Source organism: Saccharopolyspora sp. ASAGF58, from assembly GCF_012277335.1.
GTDB classification, from domain to species: domain Bacteria; phylum Actinomycetota; class Actinomycetes; order Mycobacteriales; family Pseudonocardiaceae; genus Saccharopolyspora; species Saccharopolyspora hattusasensis.
On the sequence record NZ_CP040605.1, the window covers coordinates 623222 to 647477 of the forward strand.

Here is a 24256-nt window from a genome sequence, read left to right on the forward strand (position 1 = left end):
GTCCGACTGCTGACTCACAACTCTCCCTGGATTTCTTCGCGTAGAAAGACCCACAGCGGTGGCCCGGCGTGCAAGGTCAGCCTACTGCCGGGGCAGCTGCCGGTTCACGGCATCCCACAATGTGGCCGCCAACCGCGACTTCGCGCCGAACGGGATCGGCTCCTCGGTGCCGTCGCCGCCCAGCAGCCAGCCCGCGTTGTCCTCGACCTCGAATGCCTGCCCGTCGCCGACGGTGTTGACCACCAGCAGGTCGCAGCCCTTGCGGGCGAGCTTGGCCCGGCCGTGCTCCAGGGCGCTGGTGGCCGGATCCCCGGTCTCGGCGGCGAACCCGACGATCACCGACGCGGCCGGCTTGCCCGCGTTCCGCGCCTCGACGAGCTCGGCGAGGATGTCCGGGTTCCTGGTCAACGCCAGCGGTTCCGGGTCCTGACCGGTCTTCTTGATCTTGTGCCCGACCTGCGACACCGGCCGGAAGTCGGCGACCGCCGCGGCCATCACCACGACGTCTGCGCCGTCGGACTCCGCCAGCATCACCGACCGCAGTTCCTCGGCGGTGCCCACCCGGATCACCCTGGTCCCGGCCGGATCGACCAGGTCGGCGGTGTGCGCGGCGACGAGCGTGACGTCCGCGCCGCGCTGCGCGGCGACCCGGGCCAGCGCGTAGCCCTGGCGGCCGGACGAGCGGTTGCCGAGGTAGCGCACCGGGTCCAGCGGCTCGCGCGTGCCACCGGCGGAGATCACCACGCGGCGGCCTTCGAGGTCGCGCGGCAGCGCGCGCGGTTCGGCCAGCAGCAGCCGGGCCAGGTCGACGATCTCGGCGGGGTCGGGCAACCGGCCCTTGCCGGTGTCCGCGCCGGTCAGCCGCCCGCTGTCGGGCTCGGCGACCACCACGCCGCGGCTGCGCAGCAGCGCCACGTTGTCCCGCGTCGCCGGGTGCTCCCACATCTCGGTGTGCATCGCCGGCACCATCAGCACCGGGCAGCGCGCGGTCAGCAGCGTCGAGGTGAGCAGGTCGTTCGCCTGCCCGTGCGCGGCACGGGCCAGCAGGTCAGCGGTGGCGGGCGCGACGACGACCAGGTCGGCCTGCTGCCCGAGCCGCACGTGCGGGACCTCTTCGACGTCGGCGAACACGCCGGTCTCCACCGGATGCCCGGACAGCGCCTCGAACGTCGCCGCGCCGACGAACCGCAGCGCGGCCTCGGTCGGGATCACCCGGACGCTGTGCCCGGACTCGGTCAGCCGCCGCAGAACCTCGCACGCCTTGTAGGCGGCGATGCCACCGCTGACGCCGAGGACCACCCGCGGGCGGCCCTCGGTGTGTTCGGTCGTCACTCGCCTTCGGTGTGCTCGAGCACGCCCGCGTGGATCTCGCGGAGCGCGATCGACAGCGGCTTCTCCCGCGGACCCGGCTCTACCAGCGGCCCGACGTACTCCAGCAGGCCCTCGCCGAGCTGCGCGTAGTAGTCGTTGATCTGCCGCGCCCGCTTCGCGGCGTAGATCGCCAGGGCGTACTTGGAGCTGACCTGCTCCAGCAGGTCGTCGATCGGCGGGTAGGTGATGCCCTCGACGGTGTTGGTCGACGGGCTGCTGTTGAGCGCAGCCAGCGCGCTAGGGGTGCTCACGTGAGTGGCTCCTGCTCCTCGTGGATGTCTGCTGGGGCGGCAGTGGCGCGGTCGGCGCTAGCTCAGCGCGAAAGGCGCGGTCACTGCTCGCGGCCAAGAATCAATCGTAGCAATTCGCTGGTCGCTGCCTGCACATCGGCGTTGACGACCGTCGCGTCGAACTCCGATTCGGCCGCCAGCTCCTCGCGCGCGGTCACCAACCGCCGCTCGACCACCTCGGCGGGCTCGGTGCCGCGACCGGTGAGCCGGTCCACCAGCACCTCCCAGGACGGCGGCAGCAGCATCACCAGCTGCGCCTCCGGCATCGCCTGCCGCACCTGGCGGGCGCCCTGGAGCTCGATCTCCAGCACGGCCGGCCGGCCGGCCGCCAGGGCCTCCTCGACCGGCTTGCGCGGGGTGCCGTAGAGGTTGCCCGCGTAGCGGGCGTGTTCGAGCATCTCGCCGGCGGCGATCATCCGCTCGAACTCCGCGGTGGAGACGAAGTGGTAGTGCTCGCCGTCGACCTCGCCGGCGCGGGGCACTCGGGTGGTCGCGGAAACGCTGAAGTAGATCTCCGGGGCCTGCCTGCGCACCTCGCTGAGCACGCTGGACTTGCCGACGCCGGAGGGCCCGGAAACGACGGTGAGCCGAGGCTCGCCCTGACGGACGGTCCTCGGCTCAGCGCCGGTTTGTGCGTCGATCACTCGCCGCTGAACTCGGAGAGCAGCGCCTTGCGCTGCCGCTCGCCCAGCCCGCGCAGCCGACGGCTGTTGGCGATCTCCAGCCGCTCCATGATCTGCGCGGCGCGGACCTTGCCGACACCGGGAAGGGCTTCGAGAAGGGCGGAGACCTTCATCTTGCCCAAGACCTCGTCGTTGTCGGCGGTCTCCAGGACCTCCGCCAGCGTGGTTCCGCCTCGCTTGAGGCGCTCCTTGAGCTCAGCTCGGGCGCGACGGGCGGCAGCCGCCTTTTCCAGAGCTGCTGCCCGCTGCTCCTCGGTCAGCTGGGGAAGGGCCACCATGTCCTCCGTGATGTGGGGTTTCTCTTGATCGGTGCGGGCGACGGTACCGAGTCCGCTCCGCCGGGTTCCACTTGGGTCCCCGTTTTCGTGAGCAGGATTCATCCGGCTCGCCGCCCAGGCCCGCCTAGCGCCGCTCGTACGAGGCACGCACGAGCATGGGGCCGCTGCAAGTACTACCAACAAAGCCGCTGAAGTGCACTAATCTCGGCCAAAACTCTTCGAATGTGTCCGATTTCCGCACAGTTGAGCCACGCCGGGGGCGTCCTCGCAGGTCAAACCGGGGTGAAATGCCCCTCATCCGGGAAGTGATCAAGAACTCTGACAATTCCGCTACGCGGAAGTTCCGTAACGCTCAGGCGGCCTGTCGGCCGCCGGGGTGGCGGTCGCGCCAGATCCAGAAGACGACGCAGGACGCCAGCGCCCACGCGCCCAGCACCAGGAACGGGAAGACGTGCTGGTAGCCGCCGAAGTAGACGGCGGTGTGCATCGCGTTCACCGACGCCCCGGGCGGCAGCCAGGCGCCGATCAGGCCCAGCGGTGATGGCAGCAGCGGCCAGGACACCGCGCCGCCGGACGAGGGGTTGCCGAGCAGCACCATCAGCCCCCAGGTCGGGACCATCGCCCACCGGCCCAGCAGCGTGTTGAACATCGTGAAGACCATCCCGGAGGTGAACATGGTCAGCGCCAGGATCAGCCAGGCCTCGACGACCGGGAAGCGGACCGCGCCCAGCAGCCAGTCCACCACGGCGATGATGGCGAAGCCGCCGAGCAGCGAGTAGGCGACCGTGAACCCGATCCGCTCGGCGGGCTTGAGCGCCTTGGCGTGCACGTTGAGCTGGATGGCGCCGACGAAACCGATGACGATCGCCGCCAGCGTCACGTAGAACAGCGCGAGCCCGCGCGGGTCGCCGCGCTGCAACGGCTTGAGGTCGGTGACGACGACCGCCATGCCGAGGCTCGCCCCGGCCTTCTGCCCCACCTGCTCAAGGAGCTGCGCGACGGACGCACCCGAAGCACTGGCCACATCGAGCCGGAACAGGTCACCACGCAGATCGAGCACGCCGAACACCCGCTGCTCAGCTACGGCCTGCAGCGCCTCGTCGTAGTTGGACTGGTGGAGCTCGAAGGCGGTGCCCGCGGCCTGCTCCATCTCGGCGACGAGCGCGGGATCGTGCCGGGTGCCGACGACTGCCAGCGGGACGCTGTGCGGCGTCGGATTGGCCATCGCGAAGGTGTAGGAGCCGGCGAACAGCGCAGCGGCCGCGGCGACGATGAGCACGAGAACGGTCGCCGGGAGCAACGGCGACTCCCGGAAGGCCCGCCACCACCCGCGCTGCACCTCAGCGGACGCCATGCGACGACTGTAAGTGGTCATTCGCGCACCGACCGGACTCCCGTGGTCGGCGGGTTCGTGAGGTGACGGACTCCCCAGGTCAGATGGTTTTCATGAGGTCCTGGACCCGGGTGGCCATGCGCTGCTTGTCGACCGGGGCGACCGTCGTCCAGGCTTCCGCGCTGCGGCGGCTGTTCTCGATGAGATACCAGCCCTTGACCGTGGCGAAGAAGTTGGTGACCATCGGGGCCCGGTGCCGCTTGCCCTGGCCGTCCATGACGGACGCACCGTACTGGACCCACGCGATTCGCTCGCCCCCTGCCATCTCCACCAGCGTCCGCGCGTCGTCGCGCCGGATCCCCTGCCGCGCAAGGCCTTCCGCCATCGCGCGGTCGGACTTCCCGGCAGCCTTGGCGGCCTGCCCCATCGCCTCGCTGCGCAGCGACACGGCCCGCCCGGGCCCGGCCTTGACGTCGTCGGGCAGCACGCTGAGCGCGGCCCGGACCATGGCGTCGGCGGGCAGGGCCTGCAGCCGGACACTCTGCTCGGCCTGCACCGCCAGCGTCGCGTTATTCCGGACGTTGGCGACGAGCCCGGAAAGCTCCCGCTTCGCACCGTCGGGCTTGCGGTCGTTGAAGGTGACGTCGAAGGCCCGCTCGTAGCGCTGCAGCGGCAGAAAAACGCCGTAAATGTCGTCTTCCCGCATCTCGTTGCCGAACCCGAGCGCGCGCAGCTCCTCCCACGCCCGCCGTTGCGCCTCGCGGCGTTCGGACTGCAAGATGCCTTCCGGGAGCACGTTCAGCACCAACGGCTTGGTCCCCAGCTTGAAGTGCCTCCACGCCTCGTAGAACGCCTGCTTGGACAGCTCGAATTTCACCGGTTTCTCCCCAGGCCAGTACGTGGGCGGCACCGAACCGGTGCCGCCCACGGCGTTTTCTGTTGTCGCCTACTGCTTAGTTCTGGTCCCACTCACCGAAGACGGGCGGCGCGACCTTCGGCAATTCGTCGTCGAAGAAGCCGTGGTCGCCCTTGAGGTAGTCGGGGATCTCGTGCTCCTGGTCCTCCTCGCCCTGCTTGCCCTGCGGGCGAGCACCGGCCGCACCGGCCCCCGCGGCACCGCCGCGACCACCGGCACCACCAGCGCCACCCGGACCGGACCCGGGAGCGCCGCTACCGGGACCACCGATCCCGGCCCGGCCACCGGCACCGGGACCGCCGGCCCCACGACCACCGGCACCGAGACCACCCCGGCCCCCAACACCACCGGCGCCGCCACCGCGGCCGCCGGCACCGCCGCCACCGCCGCCGAGCCCTGGCCGACCACCGGGACCACCAGGCACGCCCGGGCCACCAGGCCCGCCGGGGTAGCTCCGACCACCATCGCCGACCGGAACGCGCGGCTGCGGACCGGGAGTCCGGGACGTGTCCGGCCGCTGCCACACGGGATTCGTGTTGCTGACGTACCCGCTGCTGCTGGTGTTCGCGGGGCCGGTGGTCGTACCGGTGCCCGGCCCCGGCGGCCCCATCCTGTCCGCCACCACCGGAAACGCCGACTGGCTCGAGGTGCTACGCGGCAAAACCTGCGGAACGCTCCCAACGTGCGGATGCTGCGACCCGGTGACGGCGACGTTCATGCCCCCGTCCGGCGGCGGCGTGAACACAGCGCTCGCGGCGACGGTGCTCTGGGATGCGCTGTCGTAGTTCTGGAACGCCTGCACAGCCTCTTGGCGCAGCTTCTCGTTATGCGCCTTGGCGTCCTCGGCGTCGGTCGAGCCGGTCCAGAACTTATCCCAGCCCTCTTCGAACCAAGAGTCGTCAGGAACTTCCTGCTCCTCGCCCTTACCAGGGATCGACGTCTGCACCCTGCTGAAGGCATCACCCTGGGAGGCCAACTGCTGTGACTGCACCATGGCACTGTCCGCAGTGACCTCAGTCCAGAGCACGACCGGCATGGCCTGGTTCTGCATCGCCTCGCCGGACTCAGACTGCATGACCGCACCAACGGCCTTCAATTTGTCCTCGACTCGAACCTTGAGGTCCCGGAGGTACTGATCCTCCGCTCTCCACTTTTCGGACTGATCGAACAGCGGGTCAGACCCAGCGCCTTCGCTAACCCACTTGCGCATCTGATCGAGCGACGCGCCTTCAAAGTCCGAGGGTTCTATCTGCCTGGTACCAGTCATCCCCTGCCCCCTCACGCATTAGGAAAATTCTTAATCGCAGCCTCGGCGAACTTCTCCGCCTGCTGGCACATGTCGATCCCCGGGTCATCCGGGCTCGTACGCAGGATGTTCACCATCAGATGGCCGCTGTCGGACACATCCGCGAACAACACGCAGCCCAACCCCGAGTCGTACTCCGCAAGCGGATAGCCTTCGATATCTGTCATCTTCGTCGCTTCGTCGCGCGAATCCACCTCATAGCTGAAGGTGGTCTTACCGATTGCGACATGCGCCCCCCAGCCGAGCGCGCCAGCCTCGCCCCTCTGGTAATCACAACCAACCAGGCCATCCTCGTCACGCACTTTCAGAGGCTGGTCAACACCGAGAGCCTTTGCTTGCTGCTCAGTGACGAGGGAACAACTGTCGGTAACGTCAAGCGACTTCGCAGGAGCAGTTCGGGCAGAGGCCGGCTTGCTCGACTCCGTTGCTTGCGTCGCCGTTGCGTCCCCGGTGCTGGGCGGCGTCGAACCACCGCCAGCACTGCAACCAGCAAGAAACAGGCTGGCAAGGACTGCGCCCGCAGCAAGGCTCTTTCGCACGTTTACGCTCCTCAGAGACTCAGAGGCTTTCGGCGGCGTTTTGATCATCGGTTCGGGTCTGCTTGGCGCTCGCCCGCAAGTTCTTAGCCGTCTCATGAAAGACATCTGCCAACTTCAGGTAATTTTCCATATAGGCTTGGCCATCACCGGCGCCAACCTGACGGTATACCTTCGTCGCCTCTTGACTGACCGGGTCTTTGCCCGCCGGTTTCAACACGGAAAGCTTCTGAACCTTGTCGGCACGGTTCTGCATATTCTCCGCTTCGTCTTGGAAGAAATTTGCCACAGCGTCGACCTGGTCGGGGTCGATGCGCATCGCACCGCCTGCGTTCTGCGCAGCGGCCAACACAACGTTGTCCGCCATGCGGTCGACAGCTTGGCCAATCTGACCCCAGAAGCCGCCATCCCCCACTGCCACCGCTGAACTCCCCTCGTCCGCGTGCCGTCGCGACGAGGGCGACGGTCATCCACTTGCCAGCGTGGCAAACGTTAGCGCACGCGAGCGGCTATGCAGGCAAGAGTTGATGAAGACAGACTGCGGCATCCGGGTGAATTCTCACCCGGATGCCGCCGAGGGGTTTCGGATCAAGGCCGTCTATGCATCGAACCGCCCCGCACGGAGGCCATCGACGAAGGAAGACCAGGTCGCAGCACCGAAAAGCAGCGCACCTCCGGCGGGGTCCTTCGAGTCCCTGGCAGCCACAACGGGTCCGGCGAAGGCGACCTCGACGCAGTTGACGTAGCTCGAACTTCGCGTGCTCTTCCGCCATCGAAGCCCGGAAAGATCAAGAGAGTCCACTGTCCGCTCCTTGCCAGTCATGTCAATCGATCAGCGAGAGAGGCGATGAGCTGTGCCGAATCCTCGGGGGTCAACGCCATCTCGCGCAACCGCTCAATGGCTGCTCTCGCCGCGACGACGTGCTGAACTTCCTCAAGATACGAAGTGCAGCCACGGTTTTCGAGGAGAACAAGGTCCTCGTGGTTCTTGAACTCCAGAAGAAGAATCGGTCCATCCACACCCGGGTGCGCTCCCAGCGACGACGGCAAGACCTGCAGGGTCACGTTGTCCCGACTGGACGTGATGTTCAACTGCTTGAGCTGCCGATACATGACCCCAGCACCACCAACGAGGCGCTCAAGCGCACCCTGCTCGACCAAGAACTCGAACTGCCTGGCTCTGGCAGCATGCAGGCGGGTCTGGCGAGCCATCCGCTCGCCTACGAAACTGTCAACCTCTGCTGGGGTGAGATCACGGCCCGAGCCCTCGCACATGGCCACCGTGTATTCGGAGGTCTGGAGCAGACCTGGAATCACCATCGTCTCGTAGTTGCGGAAGGCCATGGCTTCATTCTCGAAGCGGACCAAGTCGTCCAGAACTGGCAAGCGACTACCGTGTACTTGCCACCAGTTCGGGCTTGACGCCGTTCGAACGATCTTCAGCAGCTCTTCGCGGCGCTCTGCCGGTACCCGGTACAGGCCTAGCAGCGCCGACACATCGTCGGCGTAGAGTCCCCGCTGGCCGTTCTCGATCCTGCTCAGCTTGCTCATCGAAAACCCAAGTGCCCCAGCGACTTCTTCCGCTCCCAGGCCGCTTCGCAGCCTCAGCTCGCGGAGCTCGCTGGACACCCTTCGGACCCTGACCGGGACCCCGACTCGTCCGTTCATCTGCCCTCCCGCTTTCGGAATCGATCTGAACTCCCCTGATCACCATCACCAGTTGCCAGCGGGGCACGTAACCCAAGTCACTCGAAAGTATGTTTGCGTGCCCGAATGGGGACCCCGGAAAGTGTTGTCGCAAGCGAAATTCCGCTCCGGGAGGGCAGAAACATGTGCGCCAGCTGGAACATTCCGGCCGACGACCGACGCGCCGAGGTCATCGTCAGGATGCTCGTCCGCGACGAAGTCTCGATCAACCAGGACGGCGTCGAAGTCGTAGTCGCGCGGCGACAGCTGACCGACCTCGCCGACAAGCTCTACTTCCTCGACCAGGCCTTCACCGCCGACGCCCGAGACGTCGTCGAAGCCCTTTGCAGCCAGGAATGAACTCCGACGTGAGCACATGCCGCTAGCACTTTGTACAAACACATCCAGTGCCCGATTCGCGGTCCTTATACTGCCGCCGATCATGGGCACACAAGACGGGGGAAGATGCTGTGCCGACCCAACCCGGAGTAAATCCGCAATGGGGACCTCATCAGCCTTCGGGCTGGTACGGCCCGCCACAGCAGGGCCAGGTGCCACCAGCATCCCGGAAGCGGCGGAAATGGCCGTACATCGTCCTTGCCGTCGTTGCGGTGCTGGTGGTCGGCGTTGGGCTCCGTATCGGCTACCTGGCCGCCAACGGTGTCTACCCCACGCCCGCTGAGCCCAGCCGCGAGGCGAACAGCCAGCAAGACTCGCAGCAACAACCGAAGCGGCCAGACAGGATCGCCGTCTTCGACCAATCACCGGGACAAGGTACGCCGCATACCTACGGCGGCACTGTGCTGTACGACGCCTGCGAAATTCTTCCGCTGGAGGCACTGCCGAAGCTCGGGCTCGCCATCACACCGGAGCTGGTGGTCATACACCAATACTTCGACGGAGACGTGCCCGCACCGGCGATTGTCAAGCAGGACGCGCTGGCACGCTCCAGCAGCTGCACCTATGGGGTCCCGAACGGAGCGCGCGTCTCGGTGGACATGTATCAGCCTCCTTTCTCCGACGACAGGCAGATGGAGGCCAACCGCCCAGATCCCGAGGACGGCCCGATCAGCACTGACCGCAAGTTCGACGTCATCACCTACCGCGATGACAGGGTCGAGCAGTGGGTCACGACAATATCCCGCCCGCATCTGATTGTGGAGGCGCAAGTCCACGACCCGACTGGCGACATCTCCGGCTGGGACGGACGTGCCATCGCCGAGGCGCTACGCGGCCCCCTGGTGAGTCGTACGCTCGCGGGACCGGCGCCGCATCGGCTGCCCAGCTACAACAGCGGCTACGAGGGAGCCAAGAACCCATGCGACGCGTTCCCGCCGAGCGCGTTGGAAGCGGCGTTCCACAAGCCCGCCGCACCGCATGCGGTGGCGGTGTTTCAGGTCGGCGATTCGATCATGTACGAGTTCGACGGATCGGTCGCGTTCCGGATCGACGCTTCCTGCACTCGGCACTCGCTCGTGGATGAGGGGCGGCTCGCGCCTGACTACGTCGAATCGAAGCTCGGAACCAGCTACTGGCAGGACGAACGCGGCGCCGAAACGCGACAGCAGGCCGAATGCCGTGACACAGTCCTGGGAATCAAGCCGATCCCGGTGAGCTTGCGAATCGGCGACGGCCCGGTATGCATCAAGGAAGTCGGTAAGAAAGCCTACACCCTGCACTTCAAGGTCGGCCGAACCACCGCCACGCTCAGCGCGCGCGGTGGGGTCGACGATCCCCAGCAGGAGACCCAGCGCCTCGCACCGATGGCGGAGCAGATCGCCGAAAGCCTGCGTTCCTGACCCCTCGTGAGTGCTCGTTCCGGTAAGAACCGGCATCGTCACTCACGATCCATTCGCTCCGCTCGTGAGTGATTTTTCCGGTAAGAACCGGAACGAGCACTCACGAGCCGGGCTGTCCGCGACGTCGACCGCGCCTGCGCGGTGGCGATTTCCCGGTTCAGCTCGGCGAGACTTGATCCGGCACCTGCGGTCTGGCGATTTCGCGCGAAATCGCCGCTCCCCCTTCAGGCGAGGTGGCGATTTCGCGCGAAATCGCCGGGGCTCCCCGCATCAGCCCTCGTTGCGGCGGCAAGCATCAGCCATCGTTGCGGCGGCAAGCATCAGCCCTCGTTACCGCCGCCTTTATGGCGCTGCTTTTCCCACTGCCTCTGCTGCTTTTCCCAATCCTTCTGGTCCTTGCCCGGGTCGTTCCCCTGCTGCTGGTCGGGCGGGGGATCCGGGGTGACCGTCACGATCACCGGCGGCGGGGGCTCGGGCAGCGGGATGGTGCGCACGTCCTCCGCGACGCGGTCTGCCGCGGTGAGGATCACCTGGGCGTTGTCCGGCGCGAGCCTGCCCTGCGCCTGCGCGGTGGCGATCTGCCGGTTCAGCTCGGCGAGAGCGGCCTCGGCGGCGGCGCGATCGTTGCCCAGCGCGGCGGCTTTTACCGCCTCCACCCGCGCGCTGAGCTGCTGGCGCACCTGCGGATCAGCCGATTCGGGCGCGCTGCCGCAACCGGCGAGCAGCAGCACGAAAGCGGGCAGCAGCGCGAAAGTGGGGAGCAGCGAGAAAGTGGGGAGCAGCGAGAAAGCGGGCACCAGAACGCGTTTCATCCTTGGACCAGCCTTTCCAGGTTGGCGAGATCCGCCGGCAAGCGCGCCACGCCTGCCGGGCCTGACGCCGGCGGCAGCGTCGGCGCGACAGGTGCTTCGGGCAAGGAGAAATACGTGATAAGCGCGATCAGCAGCACCAGCAGCGCACCTCCGGCGAGCAGCAGCGGCCGCCGGTTCGGCCACCGGTTCGGCCGCCGGTTCGGCCGCCGGTTCGGCCGCCGGTTCGGCCGCCAGTTCGGCCACCGGTTCGGCCGCTCGGTCCGCAGCTCAGTGCGCAGTTCGGTGTGCAGTTCTTCCATCCGGAGGTGCTGCGTCATCGGCCAGTTCCGCGGCTGGGGCGGACGCTGCGGTTCTGTGCGCTGCGGTTCTGTGCGCGGCGGTTCTGTGCGCGGCGGTTCGGTGCTCGGCGGTTCTGTGCTCGGCGGTTCGGTGTGCTGCGGTTCGGTTGGCGGCGCGGCCGGAATCCGCGGGATCACCTCGGTGGCCGTGCCGCTGAGCAGGTCCGCGCTCTGCGCGGCGGTGGGCCGCCGCTCCGGGCCGGCGGCGGTCATCGCCAGCAGCGCCCGGTGCAGGTGCGCCGGGATGCCGATCGGCACTTCCGGCGCGCGCACCAGCCTCGCCACGGCGCTTTCCGCGCCCGCACCGGGGTACTCGACCTTGCCCGTGAGGCATTCGAGCAGCACCAGGCCGAGCGCGTACACGTCGACCGGGTGGCCGACGTCTCCGCCGCTGACCTGCTCCGGCGCCATGTAGGTGGCGGTGCCGACGATGATCCCGGAGCTGGTTATCCGCGCTACCGCGTCGGCCAGCCGGGAGATGCCGAAATCGGTCAGGAAGGCCTTGCCGTCGTTGGAGATCAGCACGTTCGACGGCTTCACGTCCCGGTGCACGATCCCGTTGTCGTGCACGTGCGCCAGCACGGAGGCCAGCTGGCCGCCGAGGTCGGCGACCTGTTCCGGCGGGAGCGGCCCCTCGGCGATCACCTCGGACAACGTCGGGCCCTCGACCAGCTCCATGATCAGGTAGAGCTCGTCCTCGCTGGCGCTGAAGTCGTGCACCGTGACCAGGCCGGGGTGGCTCAGCCCGGCCAGGATCCGGGCTTCCTCCGCGAACCGTTCCCGCCCGGCGGCATCGGTTCTGGAGCGGAAGCGCTTGGCGGCGACCACGCGCTGCAACCGGGTGTCCATCGCCCGGTAAACGTCTGCCATGCCGCCGCTACCCAAGCGAGCGCCCAACCGGTAGCGCTCACCCAGCAGAGGCACGTCGTCCATCAGTCCTCCGAACCGTCAGCTGAGAGAACGACCCTAGACGACCGCCTGCCGCCCGGGTCATCCCGGGCGAACGAGCAGGCCGGTGACCAGCGGCGACAACTGTTCCCGATCGCAAATAATCTTCTCGGGCGCGTAATCCGCGGAGTTTGCCCCGGCGGCAGTGGTGCGACCTGATCCGAATCCGGCAGAAACCAACATCATCCGTTGTCGCAACGAAAAAATCTGACGTCCCGGGCGTTTGGCCGCTAAGGGGACCGGAAAGCCCAGACAGGGGTCCGAAAACGCTTGCCCGACAAGCGTTACCCCGGGGGGATTCGGGCCCTTCGCAACTAGAAAGACGACACACGAGGAGATGACATGGCAGTCTTCACTGGGCTCGCACCGGCTTGGGGCGGTATTGGCGGTTTCAGCGGCCGTTGCTTCAGCAGGCGCTTCTGCAGTCGCAGATTCTTCAGCTTCAACAACGGGTGTTTCTGGTAACTAGATCGTTCGGCGGCGGCATCTTCCGCATCTCACGCCAGGTGCCGCCGCCGGATGCCCTTCAACCATGACGAACACCAACTTCTTCTCCAGAATCCGGTACCTGTTCGGGGTCAATACCAGCAGCCCCGGAGAAACGCCCGAAGCGGCGCCGCCGGTCAGCGTCCGCGAGATCTTCCGCCGCTTCTGGCCGTACCTGCGCCCCTACCGAGGGTGGCTGTGCGTGGTGATGGCATTGATCTTGATCGCGCCCGTCCTGGACGCCGCCACCATCTGGTTCTTCAAGATCCTCGTCGACAAGGTCCTGGTGCCGCGCGACTTCAGCCTCTTCTTCGGGCTCGCGGCGGCCTACGTTGTCGTCACGCTGCTGTCCGGGCTGATCTCGTTCGGCGACCGGTACTTGTCCACCTGGCTGGCCGAGCGGTTCCTGCTCGAACTGCGCACCGACCTGTTCCGGCACCTCCACGAACTCTCCGTGGAATTCCTGGAACGGCGCAAGATCGGCGACACCCTGTCCCGGATCACCGGCGACATCGCCGCGATCGAGAACCTGGTGCTGTCCGGGCTGACCCAGACGATCTCCTACGCGTTCAAGATCGTGCTGTTCACGGGCGCGCTTTTCGTGCTGAGCTGGCAGCTGGCCATCGCGTCCCTGGTGACCATCCCCGCTTTCTGGCTGACCGCACGGTTCTTCTCGCACCGGATCAAAGCCGCCTCGCGCGAGAAGCGGCAGCGCACCGGGTCGATCAGTTCCGTCGCGGAAGAGAGCCTGAGCAACGCCGCGCTGGTCAAGGCGTACGGGCGGGAGAACTCCGAAACCGACCGCCTGCACCGCGAAAACCTCGGCAGCTTCGCCGCCGAGCTGGTCGCCACCAGGCTCAAAGCGCTGTTCTCGCCGATGATCCAGCTCCTGGAGCTGGCCGGGGTGTTGATCATCGTGGGCCTGGGCACCTGGCAGCTGACCCAGAACGCCATCTCGCTGGGCGGGCTGCTGGTGTTCCTCGGCTTCCTCAGCCAGCTCTACTCGCCGGTGCGCGGATTCGGCCAGCTCAGCAACACCGTCTTCGCGGCCGCGGCGAGCGCCGAACGCGTAATCGAACTGCTCGACCAGCAGCCGACCGTGCACGACCCCGTCCGCCCACGGCGACTGGACCGCGCGCGCGGCGTGGTCACGTTCGACGACGTCACCTTCCGGTACCCGCACTCGGAGCGCGACGTGCTGCACGGCATCAGCTTCACCGCGGCGCCCGGGCAGACGATCGCCCTCGTCGGCGCCAGCGGATCGGGCAAGTCCACCACCGGGAAGCTGCTGCTGCGGTTCTACGACCCGGACTCCGGCACGATCACGCTCGATGGCACGGATCTGCGCTCGATGCCGCAGAAATCGATGCGCCACAACGTTTCAGTGGTGCTCCAGGACGTCCTCGCGCTCGACATGAGCATCCGGGACAACATCCTCTGGGGGAAGCCGGACGCCACCGACGAAGAGGTCGTGCGTGCAGCCCGCGCCGCCGACGCGCACGAGTTCATCACCGGGCTGCCCGGCGGCTACGAGACCCGGGTCGGCCCGCACGGGCGGCTGCTCTCCGGCGGGCAGCGGCAGCGGATCGCCATCGCCCGCGCGATGATCCGCGACGCCCCGATCCTGCTGCTCGACGAGCCGACGGTCGGGCTCGACGCGGCCGCGACCGCACGCGTGCTCGCGCCGCTGCGCCGCCTGATGGAGGGCCGCACCACGATCGTCGTGTCCCACAACCTGATCACCGTCCGGGACGCCGACCAGATCCTGCTGCTCGACGGAGGCCGGATCGCCGAAGCCGGCACGCACCCCGAGCTGATGGGCCGCGGGGGCCGGTACGCCGAGCTCTACCGGCTGCACGAACGCGATCACGCCGCTCCGGTCGCCGAACGGGAGACGGCTTGACCTCCGCCCCGCGGCCGAAGCGGGGCAGCCACCGATGGGAGTTTCGATGACAGCGATCAGCACTGCACCCGAGCCGACGGAATCCGCGCCGGAACCACACCCGCCGGGCTACGAGATCACTCCGGGTTACCGGGTCATCCAGCACATGCGCCGGGGACGGGAACTCGACACCTACGACGCCTGGAGCGAACAGCGGTACTGCCGGTGCTTCATCAAGTCCGTGCGCCCGGATCTGGCGCACCACGAGGGCGTTCGGGAGAGGCTGGAGCTCGAAGGCCGCCTGCTGCTGTCGTTCACCCACCCGCACATCGTGCGGGCGTACGACCTCGTCGCCGGCGAGCACGGTCCGGTAGTGGTGCTGGAAACCCTGTCCGGGGCGACGCTTTCGCACCTGGTCGAAACGCGGACCCGTCGGCTCACCGCCGCCGAGCTCGCCCACCTGGGCCAGCACCTGTGCTCGGCGATGGCATACATGCACGACCGCGGCTACCTGCACCTCGACCTGAACCCGGGCAACATCATCGCGGACATGGGCAGGGCGCGCGTCATCGATCTCAACTTCGCCCGCCAACCCGGCCCCAGCCACGGCAGAGCGGGAACGCCCTGCGCCATGGCGCCCGAGCAGATCCGTGGCGGGATGCTGGGCCGGGAGACCGATGTCTGGGGAATCGGCCTGGTCCTCTACGGGGCTGCGACCGGAATCCAGCCGTTCGACGCCGGGACTTCCGGCGAACCGACGAACTTCGAGTCGATGTCGTCGTTGCACGCGCGGTGCCCGCAGCTGACCGTTCCGGCACCCCCGATCCGAACTCAGCGGCGGCTGCCCAAGGCGATGTCGACCGCGATCGACGCGTGCCTGCGCCTGCTGCCGCAGCAGCGCCCGGCGGTCGCCGAACTCGCCGAAGCGCTGTCCGCAGTTGCCGACCCCGTGCCGGCAACCGGGCCGGAATCATAACGTCAGGCGAACAGGAAGACCACGGCGGTGAACGCGAACAACAACGCCACCAGGTAGCTCACGATCCGCACGCCCCACGCGACCGCGGAGAGCCGGACCTTCGCGATCCCGTCGCTGTCGGCGAAGTCACTCCAGCTACCGCCAGAAGACGCAGCCGACAGCTTTCCTAAAAGCGTCAGCGGATGTTCTGGCGGATCGTGTCGGCGAGTTGTTCGGCCTTGGGATGCTTGATGCTCAGCGATGAGCCGTCCGCGAACCAGAAGCGGAGGAACCTCACGGGCTTTCCGCTGCGTCCCATCGGCACCGGGGCGATTTCGCGGATGAGGTTCATCTGGATCTCGAAGCCGCAGGTGACCGGGTTGTCCGGCGCGTCCCCGCCCAGCGACGTAACGCCACGAACCACCGACTTCGCCGCGCCCAGCAGCGAAAACCCCTCCGCAGGCTCCTCCGGAGCAGGTTGCTCCGCTTCGGTTTGGAGATGCTCGGTTTCCACCAGCACCCCGATGCGATGGCTGGTCACGGCGAGGAAACTCCCGTTGCCGGCCGAGGTCAGGTTATCGCCGAAGCGGACCGCGGCATCGGTCGGCGACCCTGCCTGCACGAGTCCCCACAACCCAGGGTCGTGCACCAGCTCATCACCCATGAACGCCCCGCTTCGCAACACCTTCATCGGAGCCGGGCTCACGCGGTGCTTCTCCGCCATCCGAAGGCTTGGACCCGCAACTACGTGCGGGACCCGGTTCACTCCCTGGATGTTGGACGCGACGTAACCCTCCCGCTCATCATCGCCGAAGACGCAGACGAGCTGCTCCGAGTTGTGCACCCAGTGCTTCACCAGGAGCTTCACCATCGACGAAGTACTGCGTCCCACCACGGCTCCCGTCATGCCCGGCCGTAGCTCATCGCTACCAGCCTGCGCCCGTCGTCTTCGGCCACGGACGCGCCGATCTCCAGTCCGGAACCGTCCGTGAACTGGACCTTCAGGAAATGAATCTTCCCGGACTTGTACTCCCGGCCGAGCTTGCGGGTGGTCACGTCGCACGTTGCGACGACGGACCGGGGCCATTCGCTCAGACTCCGCACGACCGGCGGCGCCGGCCCGTCGTCGACCACCTCGACGGGCTCGGCGCTGCTCTCACCGCTCCCGCCGGAGAGCAGCCCAGCCCCCATCCGCCGGGCGCGGCTGAACAAGGACCCAGTCTCGGCTGCGGGCTCCTCCTCGGGATCAGACACACCGACGAGGGCCAGCCGGCGGTCGGATAGCACCCACACCGCCCGGCCGCCCTGCTGCCGGTAGACGTCGACCAACGACGCCGCCGCACAATCGGGTTGTCCACCCACCACCACACCCGCCGGTGCGTCCTGGTAGGCCGGATCGCTGCCGCCGAGGGCACCGTCCGCGATTTCCAGCAACGCACCGCCGACTCCGCCGGCGACCCGTGCCGCGAAGCCCTTCTTCGGATTGCCGTCCGCATCCCGCCCGGACACCTCGAAGAGGTACTTGCCCCGCGCGTCGATCACCCAGCAGATCGGCTCGCCCGGCTGCGCCCACGACTGGCGCAATGCGACGACTTCGATCACGAGAAGCCCTTCTCCTGCGCGGATTTACGCTCTTCTTCACTCATCTGACCGGTCACCTGCTCCTCGCCCTTGCCGTAGACGTACTCCGCGCCCTGCTCGATCGCGGCGTCCTTGGCCGTGTTCATGCCCGCATCGAAGAGGGCACCGGTGAACCGGGTCTGGCCACCGAGGGTACTCGTCAGGAATCGCTGGGCCAGGTTCCCGGCGAGCGCCTCCGAACCGGTCACGCCCTGCATGAAGCGGTTGCCCGTAGTCGTGGCGAAACTGCCTGCGTCGGCTCGCGTGAGGGTGCTGAACATGGCGTTCGAGTCCAGCTTCCGGGCCACGAATTGGGCGACCTTCCCGCCGTTGCGCAGCTCGTTCATCTTGTCGATGACCTGCCGGAGCTTGCCGACCTCACGGACTTTCTGCAGGAGCTCCTCCAGCCGCTTGACCAGCTTCGCGATCTGCATCTGGATCTTGGTGACCCGCATGGTGATGCGCACGCCGGTGGAGCCGACCTGGACGGTGGTCGTCGCACCCGCGGTCGCCACCGATGCACCCGCCGTGATCCAGGACGCGGCCAGGGCTGCCAACCACTGGACGATCAGGCCGATGACCAGCTCGGTGATGATGTCGATGACGAACTCGACGAACATGTCGAAGATGTCGGCGATCATGTCCAGCGTGCCCTTGAGGTCGCGGATGTCCGCAGCCAGGGCCTTCGCGCCGTCACCGAATTCCGTCATCTGCTTGCGGAATGCGTCGCCGTCCTTGCCGACCCAGGTCTCCGCCGTCGCCTGCGCCCGTTGCGGCTCCTGCTCGGCGACCTGGTCGAGCCACTTCGCGACGTTCTCCCAGCCCTCACCGGTGGCGCGCATCTGCTCTGGGTCGCCGATGGCGAACTCCGCGAGCTCGATCAGCGGGCTGAGCACGATGGACACCAGGAAGCCCAGGCCGTTGCTCATCAACGCCTGGCCGGGGCTGGTCAGCAGCTCCAACTGCTCCGCACGCGCCGACACCATGGCCACGCCCCACTCTGGCGGGGACGAGGCGTCCGCCAGGTCCTGGGAAGTGCCCACCAACGACGAGCCGCGGCCCGCGGCTTGCTCGAACCAGTTCTTCGAGTTTCCGTCGCCGTTGTTCAGGCTCTGGAAGTCACCGGGTCCCTGCGGCGCGCTCATCCGCCCAGCCCCTCTCCGGCCTTCTTCAGCATCTCGGAGATCTGCTGCTCGGTGTCGGCGTAGTCCTTGACCGTCTCGTCCAGTGCTTCCTTCATGTGCTGCAGGAATTCCCGCGCCTTTGTCGCCAATTCCTTGCAGGAGTCCAAGCTCTCGAAGTACTTGCTGCTCAGGCCCACGGCGTCGCCGATGGGACCGAAGCACTGGTCGTCGACCTTGGCCTGGTGGAGCAGGTCGGCGAGCTGGCCGAACTTGTCGGCCAGGCTCTCGCAGCCCTGGCCGTGGCCGGTCAACGTGCCCGGCGTCATCTTCAAGTCAGTCAAGACAATTCCCCTCAGCGAAGGAACGAGCCCGCAGAGAAGTCGTCGTCATCGACGTCGGCGCTTCGCTGCGGCGGCCGCTTGGACGGCGCCTGACCCGCATTCGGTTCCCGCTGCGGGGGAGGTGTTGCCGCAGGTCCGGGCTGGTTGGGCGTTTCATCCCCAGTTGTCGGTTTGATCGCCACGCCTTCGACGTTGAACGCTTCCTGGAACTTGTCGAACTGGTCGCCCAGGATCGGCGCCACCGTGTTGTTGAGCTGCTCAGCCGCCGACGCCGTCGCCTGCCGGATGGTCGCCATGATCTGCTGCTGCAGGTCGTTCGCCGACTGGCGCATCGCGTTCGGCGCCAGGCGCAGGTCCAGCACCGCCCCGGAGGGCGCGACGGTCACCGTCACCGACCGGTCCGGGCTGCTCGCCGTGCCCTGCATGCCCTGCATCGCGGACTGCAGTTCCGACGCCTTCTGCGCCTGCTCTTCGAACTTGCGCATCATCTCCTGGATGCGCTCAGCCGCGCTGCTCACCGTCTGTCCCCTTAGCTTCCGGTCCGTTGCGATCGAGACTATCCGACCGTCCACCGCACCTTGCGCCATTCGCAAATCCGTTCCCGCGAGCAAATCACCCGTGGGCATGCCTCCTGTTGCTGAAGCGAACACGACGCGCTAGTTGCACGAGGACCACCACGATCATGAGGCTGGCCGCGGCAATCAGACCCAGCAGGACGTTAAGCCCGGTCCTGTCGTAGCGCTCCGGCAGGAGCACCGTGGTGGGCCCGGTGCAGCGGACCTCGGCCGGGCCGGCGAACCACGCGGGTTCCGGCCCGGGCAGCCGCGAGCTCCGGAGGCTGCTGGCCGGGCGGTCCGGGATGAGCTCGCGCGCCTCACCGGCCTGCGGGATCACCTGGCACTTCACGTACTCATCCCGTTGCGCGGCCAGGCCGAACGGCTGCCCCCGCTCCAGCTCCACGTGTGCGACCGGGTCGGCCGTGGCCTCGCCCGCGCCGAAGGCCCGGGACCCGATGGTGACCTCGGCGGAAACCAGGAAATAGCCACCGGTGACCAGCCAGAGCAGCACGAGAACGATGATCCAGCGCAGCACGCGCGGCGGTTTCTTCCGCGCGATGGCGCCGTTCGTTGCGGGATGCACGCGAACTTCGTACCAGATAGCCGTTTCCCGCCGCGCACGTTCCCGCCAACACGAGCTGAGGGGCACCCTCGATCAAGAGCGCCCCTCAGCTACCACGGGAAAAATCAGTCGCGGAGGAGCGCGCTCACCTCGTCGCGGACCTTGTGGGCCGCCGCGCGGAGGCCGTCGACCGTCGGGCCGTGCCGGAGGACGTCGCGGGCCGTCGCCGGGAGGACGTTCGGCAGCGCCGCGCCGAACAGCGCGCGCAGGCTCTGCACCGTCGCACCCTGCGCACCCAGGCCGGGTGCCAGGATCGGGCCGTTGAGGCGGGAGAAGTCCAGCTCGTCGGCGCCGATGGTGGCTCCCGCCACCACTCCGACGTGCCCCATCGGCTCCGCGTCCGCATTGGTCTCCGCGGCCGAGTCCACGATGTACTGGGCGACCGAGTCGCCGCTGCCGTGGATCGACCGCTGGAGACCCGCGCCCTCCGGGTTGGAGGTGCGCGCCAGCACGAACACCCCGCGGCCCGTCTGCTCGGCGATGCCGATCGCCGGGGCGAGCGAGCCGTAGCCGAGGTACGGCGACACCGTGATCGCATCCGCCGCCAGCGGCGCGTGCTCGTCCAGGTAGGCCATCGCGTACGCCGCCATCGTGGAGCCGATGTCGCCGCGCTTGATGTCCAGCAGCACCAGCGCGCCGGCCTGCCGCGCCTCCCGGATCGTCTTCTCCAGCACGGCGATTCCGGCCGAGCCGTACACCTCGAAGAACGCCGACTGCGGCTTGAGCACCGCGACCTCGCCGGCCAGCGCCTCCACCGCGGTCATCGCGAACCGCTCCAGCGACCGCGGGGTCTCGTCGAGATCCCACGCGTGCAGCAGCGACGGGTGCGGGTCGATGCCGACGCACAGCGCACCGCGCGCCCGCACCGACTCCGCCAGCCGCTGGCCGAAGCCCGCCCGCAGCGGATCAGTCATCGCTGCTCACCGCCCTGCCGAAGGGCCGCCTGCAACGCCTGCAGGGGCCGGACCCCGATGTTGCCGTGGATGGTGGCCTCGATGCCCTGCACCGCCGCCGCCGCGCCCTGCACCGTGGTGATGCACGGGATGTCGCGGGACACCGCGGCGGTGCGGATCTCGTAGCCGTCCACGCGCGGGCCCGGGTTGCCGTACGGAGTGTTGATCACCATGTCGACCTCGCCGGCCTTGATCAGCTCGACGATGTCGCGCTCCGCGCCGTTGCGCTCGATGTGCTTGCGCACCACCGTGGACGGGATTCCGTTGCGGCGCAGCACCTCCGCGGTGCCGCTGGTGGCCAGGATCTCGAAGCCGAGGTCCGCCAGCCGCTTGACCGGGAACACCAGGGACCGTTTGTCCTTGTTGGCCACCGACACGAACACCCGGCCGCCGGTCGGCAGCGAACCGTAGGCGCCGGCCTGCGACTTGGCGAAGGCCTGCCCGAAGGAGGTGTCGATGCCCATCACCTCGCCGGTGGACTTCATCTCCGGCCCGAGCAGCGAGTCCACGCCGACGCCCTCGCGGGTGCGGAACCGGTGGAACGGCAGCACGGCTTCCTTCACCGCGACCGGCGCGTCGATCGGCAGTTCCGCGCCATCGCCCTCCGGCGGCAGCAGGCCCTCCGCGCGCAGGTCCGCGATCTTGGCGCCGAGCATGATCCGGGCCGCCGCCTTGGCCAGCGGCGCGGCGGTCGCCTTGGACACGAACGGCACGGTCCGCGAGGCGCGCGGGTTGGCCTCCAGCACATACAGCACGTCGTCCTTGAGCGCGTACTGCACGTTCAGCAGGCCGTGCACGCCGATGCCGCGGGCGATGGCCTCGGTGGACTTTCGCACCTGCTCGATGTCCTGACGCCCCAACGTGATCGGCGGCAGCGCGCACGCCGAGTCGCCGGAGTGGATACCGGCCTCCTCGATGTGCTCCATCACGCCACCGAGGTAGATGTCGGTGCCGTCGCAGAGCGCGTCCACGTCGATCTCGATCGCGTCGTCGAGGAAGTTGTCCACCAGCACCGGGTGGTCCGGGGTGACCTCGGTGGCGCGGGCGATGTAGTTCTCCAGCGACGCCTCGTCGTAGACGATCTCCATGCCCCGGCCGCCGAGCACGTAGGACGGCCGCACCAGCACCGGGTAGCCGATCTCGTCGGCGATCCGCTTGGCACCCTCGAACGACGTCGCGGTGCCGTAGCGCGGCGCGGGCAGGCCCGCCCCGGCCAGCACGTCGCCGAACGCGCCGCGGTCCTCGGCGAGGTGGATCGCCTCCGGCGGCGTGCCCACGATCGGCACCCCGGCCTCGGCCAGCCGCTTCGCCAGACCCAGCGGGGTCTGCCCGCCGAGCTGCACGATCACGCCCGCCACGGTGCCGGACTGCTGCTCGGAGTGCACGACCTCCAGGACGTCCTCGAAGGTCAGCGGCTCGAAGTAAAGCCGGTCCGAGGTGTCGTAGTCGGTGGAGACCGTCTCCGGGTTGCAGTTGACCATCACGGTCTCGTACCCGGCCTCCCGCAGCGCCATCGCGGCGTGCACGCAGGAGTAGTCGAACTCGATGCCCTGGCCGATGCGGTTCGGGCCCGAACCGAGGATGATCACCTTCGGCCGCTCGCGCTGCTCGGTGACCTCCGACTCGGCCGCCGGGTCGGACTCGTAGGCCGAGTAGTGGTACGGCGTCCGGGCCGCGAACTCCGCCGCGCAGGTGTCCACCGTCTTGTACACCGGCCGCACGCCCAGCCGGTGCCGCAGCGCGCGAACCCCGTCCTCACCGGCCAGTTCCGGCCGCAGCGCCGCGATCTGCCGGTCCGAGAGCCCGGCCCGCTTCGCGCGCCGCAGCAGCGCCGCGTCCAGCACCGGCGCCTCGACCACCTCGCCGCGCAGCTCCACCCACGCCGCGATCTGGTCGACAAACCATGGGTCGATGCCCGATGCCTCGTGCACCTGCTCAATCGTGGCGCCCAGCCGGAGCGCGCGCTCCACGGTGTAGAGCCGCCCGTCGTGCGGCGTCCGCAGTTCGTCCAGAGTGGACTCGACGGTGACGCCGTCAGGGTCCTGCCCCGGAGAGTCGGGCACAGTCCAGAAACCGGCCGCCTTCGTCTCCATCGAGCGCAGCGCCTTGCCCAGCGCCTCGGAGAAGCTGCGGCCCACCGCCATCGCCTCGCCGACGCTCTTCATCGTCGTCGTCAGCTCCTGGTCCGCGCCCGGGAACTTCTCGAAGGCGAACCGCGGCACCTTCACCACGACGTAGTCCAGCGTCGGCTCGAAACTCGCCGGGGTCTCGCCGGTGATGTCGTTGCGGATCTCGTCGAGGGTGTAGCCCACGGCCAGCTTCGCGGCGATCTTCGCGATCGGGAAGCCGGTGGCCTTCGACGCCAGCGCCGAGGACCGCGACACCCGCGGGTTCATCTCGATGACCACCATCCGGCCGGTGTCCGGGTGGATGGCGAACTGGATGTTGCAGCCACCGGTGTCCACCCCGACCTCGCGCAGCACCGCGATGCCCACGTTGCGCATGTGCTGGTACTCGCGGTCGGTCAGCGTCATCGACGGCGCCACCGTCACCGAGTCACCGGTGTGCACGCCCATCGCGTCGATGTTCTCGATCGAGCAGATGACCACCACGTTGTCGGCGTGGTCGCGCATCAGCTCGAGCTCGTACTCCTTCCAACCGAGAACGCTCTCCTCGATCAGGACCTCGTGCACCGGCGACTCGGCCAACCCGAAGGAGGCCATCCGCTCCAGGTCTTCCTCGGTGTGCGCCATGCCCGAACCCAGGCCGCCCATGGTGAAGCTGGGCCGGATCACCACCGGCAGGCCCCGCTCCGCGACGAACGCGCGTACGTTCTCCATCGACTTGCACACCGCCGACTCCGGCACCTCGCCGCCGACGGCGCGCACGATGTCCTTGAACCGCTGCCGGTCCTCACCGCGCTGGATCGCCTCGAAGTCGGCGCCGATCAGCTCCACGCCGTAGCGCTCCAGCACCCCGCGCTCGTGCAGCGCGACCGCCGTGTTCAGCGCGGTCTGCCCGCCCAGCGTGGCCAGGATCGCGTCCGGCCGCTCGGCGTCGATCACCTTCTCCACGAACTCCGGGGTGATCGGCTCGATGTAGGTGGCATCGGCAAACTCCGGGTCCGTCATGATCGTCGCCGGGTTGGAGTTCACCAGCGAGACGCGGATGCCCTCCTCCCGCAGTACCCGGCACGCCTGCGTGCCGGAGTAGTCGAACTCGCAGGCCTGGCCGATCACGATCGGCCCGGAACCGATGACGAGTACGTGCTTGATATCGGTCCTCTTCGGCATCAGCGCAGTACCGCCTCTCCGCGATTCACTGGTCCGCCTCTCCGCGATTCACAGTGGTGGTTGCGTCCCGGCTCCATCTCGCGTTTCGCAGTTTCCGGTGGCGGGTTTGCGTCACGGTCCCCTGAGG

At 68.0% G+C, this 24256-nt stretch carries 25 protein-coding genes; 4 read left to right on the plus strand and 21 right to left on the minus strand.

Annotation, left to right across the window (positions count from 1 at the left end; genetic code table 11):
• Positions 1 to 81 precede the first annotated feature (81 nt).
• The 11 genes from coaBC to FDZ84_RS02635 all read right to left on the minus strand — a co-directional run bounded on the left by coaBC (position 82) and on the right by FDZ84_RS02635 (position 8381).
• Positions 82 to 1332 carry a bifunctional phosphopantothenoylcysteine decarboxylase/phosphopantothenate--cysteine ligase CoaBC gene (gene coaBC / locus FDZ84_RS02585; RefSeq protein WP_210435400.1) on the minus strand — a complete coding sequence of 417 codons (1251 nt, stop codon included), beginning with the start codon at positions 1330 to 1332 and terminating at the stop codon, positions 82 to 84.
• Entirely contained in the window at positions 1329 to 1622 is a 294-nt protein-coding gene (gene rpoZ, locus FDZ84_RS02590; RefSeq protein WP_168584545.1) for a DNA-directed RNA polymerase subunit omega, read from the minus strand. Before rpoZ ends, coaBC begins: the two co-directional genes overlap by 4 nt.
• An 80-nt stretch (positions 1623 to 1702) precedes the next feature.
• Entirely contained in the window at positions 1703 to 2305 is a 603-nt protein-coding gene (gene gmk, locus FDZ84_RS02595) for a guanylate kinase (RefSeq protein WP_168584546.1), read from the minus strand.
• The gene (gene mihF, locus FDZ84_RS02600) at positions 2302 to 2619 is read right to left on the minus strand and encodes an integration host factor, actinobacterial type (protein ID WP_168589747.1); all 318 of its coding nucleotides are present in this window, start codon (positions 2617 to 2619) and stop codon (positions 2302 to 2304) included. Before mihF ends, gmk begins: the two co-directional genes overlap by 4 nt.
• A 355-nt stretch (positions 2620 to 2974) precedes the next feature.
• On the minus strand, positions 2975 to 3997 hold the full coding sequence (locus FDZ84_RS02605) for an ABC transporter permease (protein WP_168584547.1): 1023 nt from the start codon (positions 3995 to 3997) through the stop codon (positions 2975 to 2977).
• Positions 3998 to 4055: 58 nt separating this feature from the next.
• A complete protein-coding gene (locus tag FDZ84_RS02610) occupies positions 4056 to 4832 on the minus strand; it encodes an ESX secretion-associated protein EspG (RefSeq protein ID WP_168584548.1) in 777 nt (258 codons plus the stop codon).
• Positions 4833 to 4908: 76 nt separating this feature from the next.
• Positions 4909 to 6138: a PPE domain-containing protein gene (locus FDZ84_RS02615; RefSeq protein WP_168584549.1), complete on the minus strand. Its 1230-nt coding sequence runs from the start codon at positions 6136 to 6138 to the stop codon at positions 4909 to 4911.
• Positions 6139 to 6149: 11 nt separating this feature from the next.
• Positions 6150 to 6716, minus strand: coding sequence for a DUF3558 domain-containing protein (locus tag FDZ84_RS02620; RefSeq protein WP_168584550.1), 567 nt, complete (start codon positions 6714 to 6716; stop codon positions 6150 to 6152).
• A gap of 19 nt (positions 6717 to 6735) precedes the next feature.
• The gene (locus FDZ84_RS02625; protein ID WP_168584551.1) at positions 6736 to 7134 is read right to left on the minus strand and encodes a hypothetical protein; all 399 of its coding nucleotides are present in this window, start codon (positions 7132 to 7134) and stop codon (positions 6736 to 6738) included.
• A 177-nt stretch (positions 7135 to 7311) separates the two neighbouring features.
• Positions 7312 to 7536: a DUF397 domain-containing protein gene (locus tag FDZ84_RS02630; RefSeq protein ID WP_168584552.1), complete on the minus strand. Its 225-nt coding sequence runs from the start codon at positions 7534 to 7536 to the stop codon at positions 7312 to 7314.
• Entirely contained in the window at positions 7533 to 8381 is an 849-nt protein-coding gene (locus FDZ84_RS02635) for a helix-turn-helix transcriptional regulator (protein WP_246868747.1), read from the minus strand. Before FDZ84_RS02635 ends, FDZ84_RS02630 begins: the two co-directional genes overlap by 4 nt.
• A gap of 162 nt (positions 8382 to 8543) precedes the next feature.
• On the opposite strand from FDZ84_RS02635, the gene FDZ84_RS02640 reads away from it, so the two are divergent.
• Positions 8544 to 8759 (plus strand): hypothetical protein, encoded by a 216-nt coding sequence (locus tag FDZ84_RS02640; RefSeq protein WP_168584554.1) that lies wholly within the window; start codon positions 8544 to 8546, stop codon positions 8757 to 8759.
• A gap of 251 nt (positions 8760 to 9010) precedes the next feature.
• Complete coding sequence (locus FDZ84_RS02645) at positions 9011 to 10198, plus strand: hypothetical protein (protein ID WP_168584555.1); 1188 nt, start codon at positions 9011 to 9013, stop codon at positions 10196 to 10198.
• A gap of 320 nt (positions 10199 to 10518) precedes the next feature.
• Here the strand turns inward: FDZ84_RS02645 and FDZ84_RS02650 are convergent, their stop codons facing one another.
• Positions 10519 to 11010 (minus strand): hypothetical protein, encoded by a 492-nt coding sequence (locus tag FDZ84_RS02650; protein ID WP_246868748.1) that lies wholly within the window; start codon positions 11008 to 11010, stop codon positions 10519 to 10521.
• On the minus strand, positions 11007 to 12281 hold the full coding sequence (locus tag FDZ84_RS02655; protein ID WP_168584556.1) for a serine/threonine-protein kinase: 1275 nt from the start codon (positions 12279 to 12281) through the stop codon (positions 11007 to 11009). The genes FDZ84_RS02650 and FDZ84_RS02655 overlap by 4 nt, the downstream gene beginning before the upstream one ends.
• A gap of 547 nt (positions 12282 to 12828) precedes the next feature.
• Between FDZ84_RS02655 and FDZ84_RS02660 the strand changes: the two genes are divergently transcribed.
• Positions 12829 to 14685 (plus strand): ABC transporter ATP-binding protein, encoded by a 1857-nt coding sequence (locus FDZ84_RS02660; RefSeq protein ID WP_210435403.1) that lies wholly within the window; start codon positions 12829 to 12831, stop codon positions 14683 to 14685.
• Between the two features lie 46 nt (positions 14686 to 14731).
• Entirely contained in the window at positions 14732 to 15640 is a 909-nt protein-coding gene (locus FDZ84_RS02665) for a serine/threonine-protein kinase (RefSeq protein WP_246868749.1), read from the plus strand.
• A 175-nt stretch (positions 15641 to 15815) separates the two neighbouring features.
• Here FDZ84_RS02665 and FDZ84_RS02670 read toward each other — a convergent pair whose 3' ends face one another.
• From FDZ84_RS02670 to carB, 8 genes are all read right to left on the minus strand, one after another.
• Positions 15816 to 16511: a hypothetical protein gene (locus tag FDZ84_RS02670; protein ID WP_168584558.1), complete on the minus strand. Its 696-nt coding sequence runs from the start codon at positions 16509 to 16511 to the stop codon at positions 15816 to 15818.
• A gap of 11 nt (positions 16512 to 16522) precedes the next feature.
• The gene (locus FDZ84_RS02675; RefSeq protein WP_168584559.1) at positions 16523 to 17221 is read right to left on the minus strand and encodes a hypothetical protein; all 699 of its coding nucleotides are present in this window, start codon (positions 17219 to 17221) and stop codon (positions 16523 to 16525) included.
• Positions 17218 to 18384, minus strand: coding sequence for a WXG100 family type VII secretion target (locus tag FDZ84_RS02680; protein WP_168584560.1), 1167 nt, complete (start codon positions 18382 to 18384; stop codon positions 17218 to 17220). Before FDZ84_RS02680 ends, FDZ84_RS02675 begins: the two co-directional genes overlap by 4 nt.
• Positions 18381 to 18704, minus strand: a complete 324-nt coding sequence (locus FDZ84_RS02685) for a WXG100 family type VII secretion target (protein WP_246868750.1) — start codon at positions 18702 to 18704, stop codon at positions 18381 to 18383. Before FDZ84_RS02685 ends, FDZ84_RS02680 begins: the two co-directional genes overlap by 4 nt.
• A gap of 11 nt (positions 18705 to 18715) precedes the next feature.
• The gene (locus FDZ84_RS02690; RefSeq protein ID WP_168584561.1) at positions 18716 to 19222 is read right to left on the minus strand and encodes a YbaB/EbfC family nucleoid-associated protein; all 507 of its coding nucleotides are present in this window, start codon (positions 19220 to 19222) and stop codon (positions 18716 to 18718) included.
• A 94-nt stretch (positions 19223 to 19316) separates the two neighbouring features.
• Positions 19317 to 19844 carry a hypothetical protein gene (locus tag FDZ84_RS02695; protein ID WP_168584562.1) on the minus strand — a complete coding sequence of 176 codons (528 nt, stop codon included), beginning with the start codon at positions 19842 to 19844 and terminating at the stop codon, positions 19317 to 19319.
• A gap of 104 nt (positions 19845 to 19948) precedes the next feature.
• On the minus strand, positions 19949 to 20797 hold the full coding sequence (pyrF, locus tag FDZ84_RS02700) for an orotidine-5'-phosphate decarboxylase (RefSeq protein ID WP_168584563.1): 849 nt from the start codon (positions 20795 to 20797) through the stop codon (positions 19949 to 19951).
• Positions 20794 to 24129, minus strand: coding sequence for a carbamoyl-phosphate synthase large subunit (carB, locus tag FDZ84_RS02705; RefSeq protein WP_168584564.1), 3336 nt, complete (start codon positions 24127 to 24129; stop codon positions 20794 to 20796). Before carB ends, pyrF begins: the two co-directional genes overlap by 4 nt.
• Positions 24130 to 24256 lie beyond the last annotated feature (127 nt).